The organism is Neisseria sp. HMSC064D07 (assembly GCF_001837185.1).
GTDB classification, from domain to species: Bacteria; Pseudomonadota; Gammaproteobacteria; order Burkholderiales; family Neisseriaceae; genus Neisseria; species Neisseria flavescens_C.
The window spans coordinates 33,700-47,829 of the sequence record NZ_KV831670.1 but is presented as its reverse complement, the minus strand read 5'-3'; the positions used below and the strand labels follow the sequence as shown (position 1 = coordinate 47,829).

Below are 14,130 nucleotides of genomic sequence, written 5' to 3'. Positions count from 1 at the left end.
GGCGCAAAATGTTAACAAGTTAAACAGACGGAAAATATTGTTCCGTCCATTGGAATACACAGTAGATTGGAGAATAAATGAACAAAAAACTTCATCCGCAAACGCTGGCCATCCGGGGCGGCAAAGAGCAGACCGAATATCGCGAACACAATCAGGCGCTGTTTTTGACCAGCAGCTTCATGTGGGAAAGCGCGCAACATGCGGCAGATTTGTTTTCCAAAAAAATTAAAGGCTTTACCTATACCCGTACAGCCAATCCGACTACTGCCGCTTTTGAAAAACGCATTGCCGCATTGGAAGGCGCAGAGCGCGCGGTAGCCACTTCGACCGGTATGTCCGCGATTCAGGCAGCGTTTTTTACCTTCTTGCAAGCTGGTGATCATGTTATTTCCAGCCGCAGCCTGTTTGGTACAACTGTCGGTTTCATCAATAACATCGTTACCAAGTTCGGCATCGAAGTCAGCCATGTATCGCCGGTTGATGTAGATGAATGGAAAGCGGCAATCAAGCCCAATACCAAACTGTTTTTCTTGGAAACTCCGTCCAACCCATTGGGCGAAGTTGCCGATTTGGAAGCTTTAGCCGAACTGGCGCACAGCATCGGCGCGCTTTTGGTGGTGGACAATAGCCTCTTATCGCCCGTCGGTTCGCAGCCTTTGAAACACGGTGCGGATATTTCCGTTTCTTCCGCAACCAAAGCCATCGACGGCCACGGCCGCGTGATGGGCGGCGTATTGGCCGGTTCGGAAGAATTGATGACGCAAGTTGCCATATATTGCAACTCTTGCGGTTTGGCAATGTCTCCGTTTAACGCATGGCAGTTGTTGAGCGGTGTAGAAACCTTGTCGCTGCGTATGGAAAAACAGTTCGACAATGCATTAAAAATCGCCCAATGGCTGCAACAACAGCCGCAAGTCCAAGCCGTATATTACACCGGTTTGCCCGACCATCCGCAGGCAGAGCTTATCCGCAAGCAACAAAACGGTGGCGGCATCGTCATCGGCTTTGAAGTCGCCGACCAAGAAGCCGCATGGAAAGTTGTGGACGGCGTGGAGCTTTTCTCCCGTACTGCCAACCTCGGCGATGTGCGCTCGACCATCACCCATCCGTGGACAACCACGCACGGCCGGATGCAGCCTGAAGAAAAACTTGCCGCCAATATCCGCCCGGGCTTGATCCGCCTCTCTGTCGGCTTGGAATACGTTGACGATTTGATTGATGATTTGCAACAAGCATTGAACAAATAATCTAAAAACAAATTTCAGACGGCCTTAAATTTTAATAGGCCGTCTGAAAGCAATTAAACACACATCTTAAGAATAAAAGGAAAAAATAATGTCTGAAGCAGAATTCGCCTCGTGGGCAATGAAAATCCTCCTCACCGGCCTGATTATCTTTTTAGGTTTTATCGTTTGGAACTTGGGTAAAGAATCCAAAGCCGGCAAATTCGGCATTGCCATGTTATTCTTGGTTTTGGGCTTGGGTGTGTTTGGATTCGTATTTAAAGAGTTGCTGATTAGCTTTTTGGTATTGCCGAAGTAGGCAGGAAGTTTATTGATAGAACAAGGCCGTCTGAACATTTTTTCAGACGGCCTTTTGATTTGATGTTTTAAATTACGCCCAATTCTTGCAAGCCACGCAATACGCCGTCTTCATCGACACTTGGGCAGACGAATTGTGCGGCAGCTTTGGCTGCTTCTTCGCCATTGCCCATGGCAACGCCAAAGCCGACGGTTGACAGCATTTCCAAGTCGTTAAAGCTGTCGCCGAATGCCATCACTTTGCTCATATCAATGCCCAGTTTTTCCACTGCGTGGGCGATGCCCCGTGCTTTTGAACCTTCTTTGCGCAGCAGGTCCACAGCATATTCATGCCAGCGGACGGATTTGAAGCCGTGTTGCTGGGTCAGCGGTTGCAGGATTTTTTCTTCCTCCTTATCCACAAAGACCAACATTTGATAAACAGGTTGTTTGCGGAAATATTCTTTGTCCGTCAGGAAGTTGGGCAGGATATGCGATAAGCCTTCGACAACGCGCGGCGAATGGGAGGAAACGGCAATTTCTTGGTTGTTGACAAAGGCGTAGTCTATTTTGTGTTGTTCAAGCAGGTTGATGGCGGTTTCGATGTCGGCAATGTCCAAAGGGTAGCTTTGCAGGGGTTCACCGCGAAAGGAAATATATTGGCCGTTGATGGTAACGAGCATGTCGATACCGCATTCTTGAATTAAGGTTTTGACTTTGGCGGGAATGGCGGCTTCCGGACGGCCGGTGGCAATCGCTGTCAGAATACCTTTGGCTTTCAATGCGCGCATGGCTTGTGCGACCGAAGGACGTAAGGTATCTGTGTATTTGCGGTAGAGGGTGTCGTCGATGTCAAAGAAGATGATTTCAGGGTTGTTCATGGTTTACTCGTTGGGCTGGGTATACACAGCTTTCATTGAAAATTGTGTGAACAGCTTGTGTATAAATCGGTTTAGTATTTGATTGCTATTATAAAAATAAGTTCTGATTAAAATTTAGGCAGAGTTTTATTTTGAGAATAAAGCGGAAAGTTATTCACAATAGGCCGTCTGAAAATTTGGTTTTCAGACGGCCTTGTTTTAAGCAATCAAACGGATATTTTCTTTGTCTTGCCTGAATTTGTTTTTAATCACGAGAGGCAGGCTGCTGTCGAAATACCAGCTTCCATCAGGCAATGCCAACGCGCCGCCGGCGCAGAGCAGGGTAATGCTGTTTCCAGTCAGGGGGTCGGTTTCGGTAATTTCAATTTCGTGCGCTTTGCCCCAATCGGTTACGGGGAGTAGGGCGGCAAGCTCGGTAATGCGTTGGTTTTGATGTTTGATGCCGTTTGGCTGGCGGCAGTCGCCGTTGCATTTTCCGACGGCCTCGACAGGGCAGGGTTCGCCCTTTGCGTAGCTGGTCGGCAAAATGTTGAGTGAATCTGGACAGAGCCTGTGTTCTTGCGACCATTGGGTCAAAGCGCGTTTGGCTGCTTTTTTGTGGGCAAATAAACCGTATGGACGCCAGTTTCTGGTGCCGCTGTTTAACAAGACAATGCGTGCTTGAAGGCTGCCGTGTTCGTCAGCGATAAAGCGGACGGTAGAAAACGATGTGGACTTTTCAGACGGCATCAGTTGGTATTCCTGCATGGTCTGGGCTTTGAGCCATAATGTATGGAGCTGCCCGACTGCCGGAATAAAACGGATGGAGGCTGCGGCTTTGATGTGCGGCGGCAGTTTTTTGCTGTGCAGCAGGGTGGCGGTTTCGCTGTATGCGCGTTCATGTGCTTCAATGGCTTGGGCTTTGCCGAAATGGTCAAACCAAACCAATACGCCGTAACTGTCGGGCAGGGCATAGAGCTGGTGGGCAAGCGAATCAGGCAACCAAGTGGGCAACATTTTCGGATTCATCAATACATGGACGTGTTCGTCCCATTGTTGATGATTTTTTTCTGCCAAACTTAATTCGAGATAATCACATAATGCGGCAACATCGGTCATGGCGCGGTGGCGGTTGGCCGTCTGTATGCCGGTGCGTTCGATAATGCTGTCGAGGCTGTGTTTGTAAAATTCAGGATACAGGCGGCGCGACAGTTGAACCGTACAGAGCGAGGGGGCGGCAAAGTCAGTATGGATACGGGCAAACTCGTGGCGCAGGAAGGTGTAGTCAAAGCGGCTGTTGTGGGCAACAACCACTGCACCTTGCAATAGCGGCAACAAATCGGCTGCAATATCGGCAAAGACAGGCGCGTTTTTCACTGTTTCATCATGAATCCCGGTCAGTCTGGCAACAAATTCGGGTATGCTGCGGCAAGGATTGACCAATTGCTCGTAATGTGTGGCGCTTCCTTGCTCAAAACGAACAAGGGCGACTTCCGTTATCCTGTCTTGATAGAAATTTCCACCGGTCGTCTCCAAATCCACCACGACCACAGGCCGTCCCAAACGGGAAAATGCTTCGGATAAGAGCGGCCAGCGTGCGAAATCTGACATTTTATTCTCTGTAAATTCAATAGCAAATGCGCATTTTACACGCTGTCTGCAAGTTTTCCAAATAAAACGCTTGACAGTAAATAGCCCTCTCTTTATAATTCAAATCTTTCTTGATGCACCCGTAGCTCAGTTGGATAGAGTATCTGGCTACGAACCAGAGGGTCGGGCGTTCGAATCGCTCCGGGTGCGCCACAAGATTTATCCGCGCCCATCGTCTAGCGGTTAGGACATCGCCCTTTCACGGCGGTAACCGGGGTTCGATTCCCCGTGGGCGTGCCAGTTTATAAAAAAGCGCAATCTGTTTCAGGTTGCGCTTTTTTGCGTATATCGGTTTTGAAATGATTTGAACCTCTCTTTTTATCTGCTCATGCAGGTTGGCATTTGTCATAATCTAATAAAAGCATTTATTATTACATATCTAATAATCATAATTTAAGGAAAAACGTTCATGGCGTGGCAGTTTGTGTTGCCTGCTTGGGTGGTTGGGGTAGTGCTTTCGTTTGCTTTGCCGTTTGTGCCGCCATGGTGGGTTTGGTTGTCTGTAATCATTGGCGCGCTTGCGTTGTGTCGAAAATTTGCTGTGGCTTGGTTGGTGCTGGCTGTTTGTATGGGCATGGCGTTTGGGGTGTGGCGGACAGGGCTGGTGTTGGCCGGTCAATGGCCTGTAGGGGAGGTGACGGCTAAAGTTTTGACGGTTGAAGTGGCGGATATGCCGCGTGATGATGATCGGCGTGTGCAGTTTGCGGCAAGGGCTTGGGATGGGCGTGGGCAGGCTTTTGATTTGATGTTGTCGGATTATCAGCGGCGCGATTGGGCGGTGGGCAGCAGGTGGTCTGTATCGGCGCGGGTAAGGCCGGTAATCGGTGAAGTGAATGTGCGCGGTTTGAACCGTGAAACATGGGCTTTGGCCAATGGTATCGATGGCATGGGTACTTTGGGGCGCGACAGGAAACTCGTGCGGCAAGGTGGTGGTTTTGGTTTGGCTGATATGCGTGATGCGGCAAGCCGGAGTTGGCAGAGAACGGCGGACAAATATCCTGAGTTTTCAGACGGCATAGGGCTGATGCGTGCTTTGAGTATTGGCGAGCAATCGGCGTTGCGGCCGCCTTTGTGGCAGGCATTCCGGCCTTTGGGACTGACGCACTTGGTCAGTATTTCGGGCTTGCATGTGACGATGGTGGCGGTATTGTTTGCCTGGCTGATTAAGCGAATTTTCCGTTATTTGCCGTGGATTCCGGCAAAACCGCGTGTGTGGATATTGGCTGGCGGTGTTGCCGGTGCTTTGTTTTATGCGCTTTTGGCCGGTTTTTCTGTACCGACGCAACGCAGTGTGTTGATGTTGGCTGCGTTTGCGTGGGCATGGTGGCGCGGCAGTGGCGGCTCGGGCTGGACGGCGTGGTGGCAGGCCTTGGCCGTTGTTTTGCTGTTGGACCCGTTGGCAGTATTGGGCGTGGGAACGTGGTTGTCTTTCGGTTTGGTTGCTGTTTTGATTTGGGCTTCATCAGGCCGTCTGAAAGAGTCGGGTTGGCGTTTGGCTGTACGGGGGCAATGGGCGGCAACGGTATTGTCGGTGGTATTGCTGGGCTATTTGTTTGCTTCGTTACCTTTGCTCAGTCCGTTGGTTAATGCGCTGGCTATTCCTTGGTTTTCTTGGGTGTTGACGCCGTTGGCTTTGCTGGGTTCGGTTTTCCCGTTTGAACTTGTCCAGTTGGTAGCGGCATTTTTGGCGGAATATACTTTACGCGGTTTGGTATGGCTGGCTACGGTATCGCCTGAATTTGCCGTCGCAGCGGCGCCCGTGCCTTTGCTGGTGTTGGCGATGATGGCGGCTTTGCTGTTATTGCTGCCTAAAGGCATAGGCTTGAAACCTTGGGCATGTCTGGTTTTATTGGGTTTTGTGTTTTACCGTCCTGCCAAGTTGGAGGAGGGGGTGGCAAGAGTTACGGTGATGGATGCAGGGCAAGGTTTGTCGGTGTTGGTGCAAACGCGTAACCGCAATCTTTTGTTTGATACAGGAACGGAGCAAGTGGCGCAAACAGGTATTGTGCCGAGTTTGAATGCTATGGGTGTGCGCCGTTTGGACAGCCTGATTTTGTCGCACCATGATATTGATCATGACGGTGGTTTTCAAAGTGTAGCGGCTGTCGGTACCGATAAATTGCTTGCCGGACAACCTGAGTTTTATCCGAATGCGGAGTTTTGCCAAGAAGACAAATGGCAATGGGACGGCGTAGATTTCGAGTTGCTCAGGCCGTCTGAAAATGCGGGCAAGGAAGATAACGACCAAAGCTGCGTATTGCGTGTTGTGGCAAACGGCAAAGCCTTGTTGATAACCGGCGATTTGGGCGTGAAGGGCGAGGCCGGTTTGATTGAGAAATACGGCAATGCGCTGTATAGTCAAGTGTTGGTATTGGGACATCACGGCAGCAGCACGGCTTCGTCAGGCAGCTTTCTGCATACGGTTTCGCCACAATATGCCGTGGCATCCAGCGGCTATGCCAATGCCTACAAACATCCGACCGTTGCCGTACAAAATCGTGTCCGCGCGCATGGTATTACTTTGTTGAGAACGGATTTGTCAGGCGCGTTGGTGTTTGCTTTGGGACAGGGCGATATATTTCAAGGCCGTCTGAAAAAGGATAAGTTTTATTGGCAGAAGAAACCGTTTGAGTAAAAAGGCTAAAAGGCCGTCTGAAAGACTTTTTCAGACGGCCTTAATATTTTTTATTGATGGGCATTATCCAAATTTTGTGTGAATCCAATTGTGGATAGTTTGGTTTGATATTTGATAATAAAGAATAAATTAATTGTGATGAAAAAATAGGCAGTTTAAAGATAGGGTAATAATTACAAAGTCATTTTATAACTGTTGTTAATTTGATAAGCATTTTGAATCTGTTCGGCTGAATAAATTCACTTGTTTTTAGCTTGCTTATATAATCTAAACGCATTATTGCACATTCAAATTAAATTTAACAAAGGGAAAAGAAATGACTGAAACTCAAAACCAACCTAATAACGAAGAGTCCGTAGTTATTATCGGTACGCGTCGTGATGATGTGCTGTATGGCAGCTTGGGACACAATATTTTTTACGGCGGTTTAGGAAACGATACCTTTATTGTGAACAACCGGAATGACCAAATTGTTGAAAGGTACGGCGAGGGTACGGATACGGTTTATACCCATACGACTTATACGTTGCCGAATTATGTTGAAAACCTGACGATGACCGGCCACGATAATATTTTTGGTTTCGGTAACAATTCCGACAACGTCCTCATCGGCAACAGCGGCAACAACCGTTTGAGCGCCGGACGTGGCAAGGATGTTCTTTACGGTGGGGCGGGTAATGACTTACTGCTGGCAGGCGATGATGACGACAAACTTTATGGTGGCGACGGCAACGATATTTTGCGTGGCGATCATGGCAACGATTATTTGGAAGGAAACGAAGGCGACGATGTTTTAGACGGCGGAATCGGTGCAGACGTAATGCGCGGCGGTAATGGCAACGATACATATTATGTAGACAGTCAAAACGATGTCGTTATCGAAGAAGCCAATGGCGGCATTGATACGGTCTACACAGGTATGACTTACCGTTTGCCAACTCATGTCGAAAACCTGACCTTGACCGGCAGCGGCAATTATTTCGGCTTCGGCAACCATTCCGACAACGTCTTAATCGGCAACATCGGCAATAACCGTTTGATCGGAGGCCGCGGCAATGATGTGCTTCGAGGAGAGACAGGCTATGACTTGCTGTTGGCGGGCGATGGTGACGACAAACTTTACGGCGGTACCGGCAACGATATTTTACGCGGCGATGCCGGTAATGATTATTTAGATGGCGGCGAAGGAAATGATACGCTTGAAGGCGGTAGCGGAGACGATACTTATGTATTCCGCCGTGGCAGTGGCCATGATGTCATTTCAGACAATCTGGGTCATAACAGCATTCATTTTGAAGGTTTGAGTATGAAGGATATCAGTCTTACTACTCGTCCAAGCGCTAGTAATCCTGCCCTTAAAGATTGGGTATTTACGATTCGTGAAACAGGCGAAACATTGACCCTTAAAGAGCAACACAAGACCTATTCATCTGTATCTAAGTATAAATTCGCGGATAAGGAAATGGATGTTGCTGAAATCTTCAAATATCCCGAGCACGATGCCAGCGAAGACAGCGTAACCATGCGTGTGCTTTATAAAGATGGTCATGCCGTCACACATGCCGCCGTACAAGGGCAGCATCTTCAGACGGCCTCTTTGCAGTATTGGGAAAATATTGCCACTCAAAAAAGAGCCAATGATATTGTCCGACCCAGTTATAAACAGGCGCAACATTCTATCTTTACCAAAGACAGTGATGGCGACGGTTTGGTCGATGCTATCGACCGCCATCCGCAGGAGTGGAATGTTTCCGAGCGTGATTTGCGGATGTTCTCTTCATTGGCGTATCACTCTCCATCTGAACTGCATACTTTATTTAAAGGCGATTATTGGTAGAATACGCAATATGCTTCTATTGCTGAGAAGATTAACAGTAAATATTTTAGCAATCAGGCCAATGTATCTGAGCTGGTTGGGAAATGGCAATTGCTTAGGGCCGATAGTCCGGGAAGTGGTTTGGATTATGCGATTTTCGGCAATTCGAACAAGAAGGGCGGTTGGGAAAATGTCGTGGTAGCGTTTAGAGGTACGCAGGCTACCAGCATTAAAGATGTTTTGGCTGATTTGAAAATTGTGACCGGTAATTTGCCGGAGCAAACCAAATATTTGGATGAAATTGCACGCTATATTGATACGCTTCATGCCAAAAATGTGTATTCGACCGGACATTCGTTGGGCGGCTATCTTGCAGAATACTTTGCCGCACATACCATGCAACAGCGTTATGACTGGGCAAGCGATTTTAAACGCAGCAGTCTGTTTAATCCGGCTGTTTTGAATGTGGGCAAAGCCTCGCCTGAAGCCTTAAAACAAGCACGGGATATGGCCGATAAAATGGCGAAAACACGTATCACGGACGACTCGGATACAACACAGGCACGCCATCTGTATGAGACCAATTCGTATGTAATCAAAGGCGAATGGGTTGGAGATGGTTTTTCAGGTAAAACAGGTGCGGGTATTGGTGCAGTAGTCGGTGGGCTTTTGTTTGGACCAATTGGAGCAGGTGCACTTGCATTTGCAGGTGCTGCTGCGTCCCAAGTTCATAAAGGATTGGGCAGATACCCGAATGCCAAGGTTTTGGATTTTAAAAGCGATGATGTATGGGGCAAACACAATATGACCAGCTTTTATGAGTCTGATACCAAACTTGAACAATACTTCTCCCAAGGTAAACGTATCGACAAGCATTACAAAAATCCTTATTTGATGGATTCTGACCAAGACGGTTTTTCAGACGGCATTGAAAAGAAATGGGGTAGCAGCAGTAATGATGCCCAAGAAACACCATACGCAACCGGTACCTCTGCCATTTATACGGATGACCGACCTATGCTGGCGGTGGTTCAAACTGAGGATGCGGCCGGTAACGTCCTGTCACTCAAAGGCGTGGAAATGACGGCACACCAGCAGGGCGATAAGATGGCATATGCGGCAAACGGTAACGAAATCGACTTAGGTAAAAACGGCTTTGATTGGTCTGTCAGCATCAGTGGAGACAACAAAGGCGTAGCGGCCTTGCATGGCAGCGCGGCTGACGATGTATTGAAAGGCAGCGATGGCAATGATTATCTGGCAGGCGGACTGGGTGGCGATACCATTGTTACCGGCGAGGGTAGAGATACGGTGGCATTTACTGCATGGGATGTCCGCGAGGGCAAACTGGATCACTTGCTGGATTTCAATCCAGTCAAAGACAAGTTGGATTTGAGCGCCATGCGTCCGCTGCTTAATGAGAAAGAAAGCCAGGTCGGCTGGGCGGATTTGTTTGTCCGCGATGTGGATACATTCAGTCCCGACCGCTCGTATCTTGTGTTCAACAGCGCCCAAAAAACCTTGGCGTATCGGGGCGCAGGAGCTGAAAGCAGCACAGAGTTCGCACGTTTCTACAATGAAGATGTTGCGCAGCTGACAGCCGCCAATATTCTTGGCTGATGGTTGTTTTAAAGTTTAAGGCCGTCTGAACCTGATATTTCATGTTCAGACGGCCTTAAACTTATATAATATCCGACCCATCTATTTAAAAAGGCAATCCCCATGAACACCATACGCACCAAAATTTGCGGTATTACCCGACCTGAAGATGCGCTGGCCGCGGCCGAATTGGGCGCGGATGCTATCGGGCTGGTGTTTTACGCCAAGAGTAAACGGGCAGTGAGTATTGAGCAGGCGCAGGCGATTGTGAAAAATCTGCCGCCGTTTGCATCGGTGGTGGCCTTGTTTGTGAATGAAAACGAGCAAACCATCCGCGAGATTTTGCGTCAGGTGCCGATAGATGTGATTCAGTTTCACGGCGATGAAGACGATGATTTTTGCCGTCGGTTTGACCGCCCGTATTTGAAGGCCGTACGTGTACAGTCCGCTGCCGATATTCAGACGGCCTGTGCCAAATTTCCGAATGCCCGCGCCTTGCTGTTTGATGCTTATCATCCGACCGAATACGGCGGTACGGGACAAAGTTTCGACTGGACCATGTTGCACGGCAATATCGGCAAACCGTGGATACTTGCCGGCGGATTGACTGCGGAAAACGTTGCCGAAGCGGTGAAAATCAGTGGCGCGGCGGCGGTGGATGTGTCCGGCGGCGTGGAAATCTCCGGCGGGATTAAGAGCAGGGAGAAAATGGCGGCGTTTATTCAGGCAGTAAAGGCCGTCGGAAATTTTGTTTGAATGAAAAACAACCGGAATACAGATATGCAAGAGCCAATCGTCGAGTCTCACCCTTTCGCAGCCTTGTTGCCACCGCAGGCAACGGTCATGATGATGGGGACGTTTCCGCCTAAAGAAGAGAAACACGCGATGCAGTTTCATTATCCGAATTTTCAAAACGATATGTGGCGTGTTTACGGGCTGGTGTTTTTCGGCGATGCGGCACATTTTCAAAAGCAGGGCGAAAAGGCGTTTGATGCCGATAAAATCAAAGCGTTTTTGAGTGAAAAGGGGATTGCATCCTGTCCGACCGTATTGAAGGCAATACGCGAACATGGCAATGCTTCGGATAAATTTTTAAAAGTGATAGAAACCGTCGATTTGGTGGCAGTATTGGCGCAAATGCCCGAGTGCCGCCATCTTTGCACCACCGGCGGCAAGGCAACCGAAGTTTTGTTGGAGATTCAGGGCTGCGGCATGAAAATGCCGAAGACTGGCGAAACAGTGCTGTTCCCCTATGCTGGACGTGAGTTGACCCTGACGCGTCTGCCTTCGACTTCGCGTGCCTATCCTTTGAGTTTGGCGAAAAAAGCGGCGGCGTATCGGGCTTTTTTTGAAATGGCTGGATTGACTGTTTTTCAGGAGTAAGGCGATGGACCGTTATGAAATTTCTTTAATGACGTTTATGGCTTTGTGGTGGCTTTTTAATGTCGTCTCAGTGTGGTTGAAGGCCAAACAATGGCACATTAGGGTATTGTTGGGCGGAACGCTTTTGTATGTGATACAAATATCTGCAGTCATTATGTCTGTTAACGGCCTTAATTGGATATTTTTGAACGTAAGCACTATAAATACCAATGAGTTGATTATTGCTTTGCTTGTGCTTAACTTTCTGGGTTGTTGGTTGCTGGCGCTGTGGCTGGGGATGTTGGCATTGAAACTATGCCTGAGAAACAAAAACGAAGAAAAATATATCGCGCCGCCGTTGGGTGCGGCATTGCTTACAACATCGAGCTGTACGCTGTTGTTCCTATTTTGTCTGCTGATATTATTATTCAATTAGTTGCCGACAAGATGAATGGAAAACGGCTATAATTGCTGACAATTTTTACTTTCAGACGGCCTTGTACTGAATCAGGCCGTCTGAAACCATAAAACGAACAAGGAAAAATCCCATGAAAAATTATTACGTTCCCGACGAGAACGGCTTTTTCGGCGAACACGGCGGCCTGTACGTTTCCGAAACCCTGATTCCTGCTTTGCAAGAATTGGCAGAAGCCTATAAAGCAGCGAAAGAAGATCCTTCATTTTGGGAAGAGTTCCGCCATGATTTGAAACACTATGTCGGCCGTCCCAGCCCTGTTTACCATGCCGCGCGATTGTCCGAGCATTTGGGCGGCGCACAAATCTGGCTGAAGCGTGAAGATTTGAACCACACCGGCGCGCACAAAGTCAACAACACCATCGGTCAGGCATTGCTCGCCCGCCGCATGGGCAAAAAACGCGTGATTGCCGAGACCGGCGCGGGTCAGCACGGCGTGGCTTCTGCCACCGTTGCCGCACGCTTCGGCATGACTTGCGACGTGTATATGGGTGCGGACGATATCCAACGTCAAATGCCCAACGTGTTCCGTATGAAGCTGCTTGGCGCGAATGTCGTCGGCGTCGACAGTGGCAGCCGCACTTTGAAAGACGCGATGAACGAAGCCATGCGCGAATGGGTTGCCCGCGTGGACGATACGTTCTACATCATCGGTACTGCCGCAGGCCCTGCGCCGTATCCGGAAATGGTACGCGATTTCCAATGCGTGATCGGCAATGAAGCCAAAGAACAAATGTTGGAAGCCATCGGCCGCCAACCTGATGTTGCCGTTGCCTGCGTGGGCGGCGGCTCGAACGCCATCGGTTTGTTCCATCCCTATATCGAAGAAGAAAACGTGCGCTTGGTCGGCGTAGAAGCAGGCGGTTTGGGTGTGGATACGCCCGATCACGCCGCACCGATTACCAGCAAAGCCCCTATCGGCGTATTGCACGGTTTCCGCAGCTATTTGATGCAGGATGAAAACGGTCAAATCTTGGGTACGCACTCCGTTTCCGCAGGCTTGGACTACCCAGGCATCGGCCCGGAACACAGCCATTTGAACGACATCAACCGCGTGGAATATACCGTTGCCAAAGACGACGAAGCACTTGAAGCCTTTGATTTGCTTTGCCGTTTTGAGGGCATTATTCCTGCGCTGGAATCCAGCCATGCCGTTGCTTGGGCGGTGAAAAACGCGCCGAAAATGGGCAAAGACCAAGTGATTTTGGTCAACCTCTCCGGTCGAGGCGATAAAGACATTAATACCGTGGCAAAACTCAAAGGCATTGAGTTGTAAGTCTTATTGATTGAGCAGCAAAGGCCGTCTGAAAAAGCTGGATTTCAGTCTTTCAGACGGCCTTTGTTTCCGTAATGATTAGCGTAGTATTTTATCCGCGCAAACTCTATTAAGTATCGGCGGCTAAGGAAATTTATCCTTCCAAACCGAGCTTGTACGCTTTCTAAACCGATTATTCAAGTTATCCATCACCATGAAACATTTAGCAATCCATCTAAAACTATTGGGCATGGCGGCGTTTTGGGGCGCATCTTGGCCGATGGGGCGGATGCTGGGACAGGCGCTGCCGCCTTTAACGGGCGGTATGCTGCGCTTTTTGATGGCGGCAATCTTGCTTTTGGGCTGGCTGTTTGCACGGTATCGGTTGCGTACTTTGGCGGTTTTGTCGCGCAAACAATGGCTTGGGTTGGCACTGGCGGCGGCATTCGGCGTATTTGGTTTTACTGTGTTGTCTATGCTGGGTTTGCAGCGGCTTCCTGCTTCAAGGGCGACGGTGTTGGTCACGTTCAATCCTGTGCTGACGATGTTTTTTGCAGCTTTGCTGTTTGGCGAGAAGCTCAACGGCAAGATTGTGTCGGGTATGTTGTTGGCAGTGGCAGGCTCGATATGGGCGGTTACGCATGGCGAGATTGCGGCATTTTTATCGGGCGGCGGCATAGGGTGGGGCGAAGTGCTGGTGTTTTTCAGCCTTTGCTGCTTGGTTACTTATACGATGATAGGCAGGGCGGTGTTGCAGGGGATTGATGCGCTGACGGTCACTGTAGCCACCGCTTGGCTGGGTGCAATGATGTTGCTGCCGCCTGCGTTGATTTCAGACGGCCTGCCGTTTGGTATGCTTGCCGAAATGGACGGCAGGGGTTGGTTTGCTTTGATTGGCCTGTCTGTCGGGGCAACGGTCTTTAGCTATGCGTGGTATTTTGAAGGCGTGAAGACTTTG

At 49.3% G+C, this 14,130-nt stretch carries 12 protein-coding genes and 2 tRNA genes; 12 read left to right on the top strand and 2 right to left on the bottom strand.

Annotated features, from left to right (window positions below):
• The first annotated feature begins 77 nt into the window (after positions 1-77).
• Positions 78-1,247 (top strand): O-succinylhomoserine sulfhydrylase, encoded by a 1,170-nt coding sequence (gene metZ / locus HMPREF2608_RS03670; protein WP_070826010.1) that lies wholly within the window; start codon positions 78-80, stop codon positions 1,245-1,247.
• Between the two features lie 88 nt (positions 1,248-1,335).
• Positions 1,336-1,542, top strand: coding sequence for a DUF2788 domain-containing protein (locus HMPREF2608_RS03665; RefSeq protein WP_003747401.1), 207 nt, complete (start codon positions 1,336-1,338; stop codon positions 1,540-1,542).
• A gap of 67 nt (positions 1,543-1,609) precedes the next feature.
• Here HMPREF2608_RS03665 and HMPREF2608_RS03660 read toward each other — a convergent pair whose 3' ends face one another.
• Together HMPREF2608_RS03660 and HMPREF2608_RS03655 are read right to left on the bottom strand one after the other, a co-directional pair.
• Complete coding sequence (locus tag HMPREF2608_RS03660) at positions 1,610-2,401, bottom strand: Cof-type HAD-IIB family hydrolase (RefSeq protein WP_070826009.1); 792 nt, start codon at positions 2,399-2,401, stop codon at positions 1,610-1,612.
• A 198-nt stretch (positions 2,402-2,599) separates the two neighbouring features.
• On the bottom strand, positions 2,600-3,991 hold the full coding sequence (locus HMPREF2608_RS03655; RefSeq protein ID WP_070826008.1) for a 3'-5' exonuclease family protein: 1,392 nt from the start codon (positions 3,989-3,991) through the stop codon (positions 2,600-2,602).
• 115 nt (positions 3,992-4,106) lie between these two features.
• Between HMPREF2608_RS03655 and HMPREF2608_RS03650 the strand changes: the two genes are divergently transcribed.
• The 10 genes from HMPREF2608_RS03650 to HMPREF2608_RS03605 form a co-directional block, all read left to right on the top strand.
• A tRNA-Arg gene (locus HMPREF2608_RS03650) sits at positions 4,107-4,183 on the top strand.
• A gap of 12 nt (positions 4,184-4,195) precedes the next feature.
• Positions 4,196-4,270: transfer RNA gene (locus tag HMPREF2608_RS03645), tRNA-Glu, on the top strand.
• Between the two features lie 169 nt (positions 4,271-4,439).
• On the top strand, positions 4,440-6,665 hold the full coding sequence (locus HMPREF2608_RS03640; RefSeq protein ID WP_070826007.1) for a DNA internalization-related competence protein ComEC/Rec2: 2,226 nt from the start codon (positions 4,440-4,442) through the stop codon (positions 6,663-6,665).
• 316 nt (positions 6,666-6,981) lie between these two features.
• Complete coding sequence (locus HMPREF2608_RS03635) at positions 6,982-8,502, top strand: calcium-binding protein (RefSeq protein WP_070826006.1); 1,521 nt, start codon at positions 6,982-6,984, stop codon at positions 8,500-8,502.
• A gap of 90 nt (positions 8,503-8,592) precedes the next feature.
• The gene (locus tag HMPREF2608_RS03630) at positions 8,593-10,101 is read left to right on the top strand and encodes a Tle-like phospholipase domain-containing protein (protein WP_210402759.1); all 1,509 of its coding nucleotides are present in this window, start codon (positions 8,593-8,595) and stop codon (positions 10,099-10,101) included.
• Positions 10,102-10,203: 102 nt separating this feature from the next.
• Positions 10,204-10,836, top strand: a complete 633-nt coding sequence (locus HMPREF2608_RS03625; protein ID WP_070826004.1) for a phosphoribosylanthranilate isomerase — start codon at positions 10,204-10,206, stop codon at positions 10,834-10,836.
• Between the two features lie 24 nt (positions 10,837-10,860).
• Entirely contained in the window at positions 10,861-11,463 is a 603-nt protein-coding gene (locus HMPREF2608_RS03620) for a DNA glycosylase (protein ID WP_070826031.1), read from the top strand.
• Positions 11,464-11,467: 4 nt separating this feature from the next.
• A complete protein-coding gene (locus tag HMPREF2608_RS03615) occupies positions 11,468-11,878 on the top strand; it encodes a hypothetical protein (RefSeq protein WP_070826003.1) in 411 nt (136 codons plus the stop codon).
• A 112-nt stretch (positions 11,879-11,990) separates the two neighbouring features.
• Positions 11,991-13,193 carry a tryptophan synthase subunit beta gene (gene trpB / locus HMPREF2608_RS03610; protein ID WP_070826002.1) on the top strand — a complete coding sequence of 401 codons (1,203 nt, stop codon included), beginning with the start codon at positions 11,991-11,993 and terminating at the stop codon, positions 13,191-13,193.
• A gap of 193 nt (positions 13,194-13,386) precedes the next feature.
• The coding region (locus tag HMPREF2608_RS03605; RefSeq protein WP_070826001.1) for a DMT family transporter at positions 13,387-14,130 on the top strand (744 nt) is incomplete at its 3' end.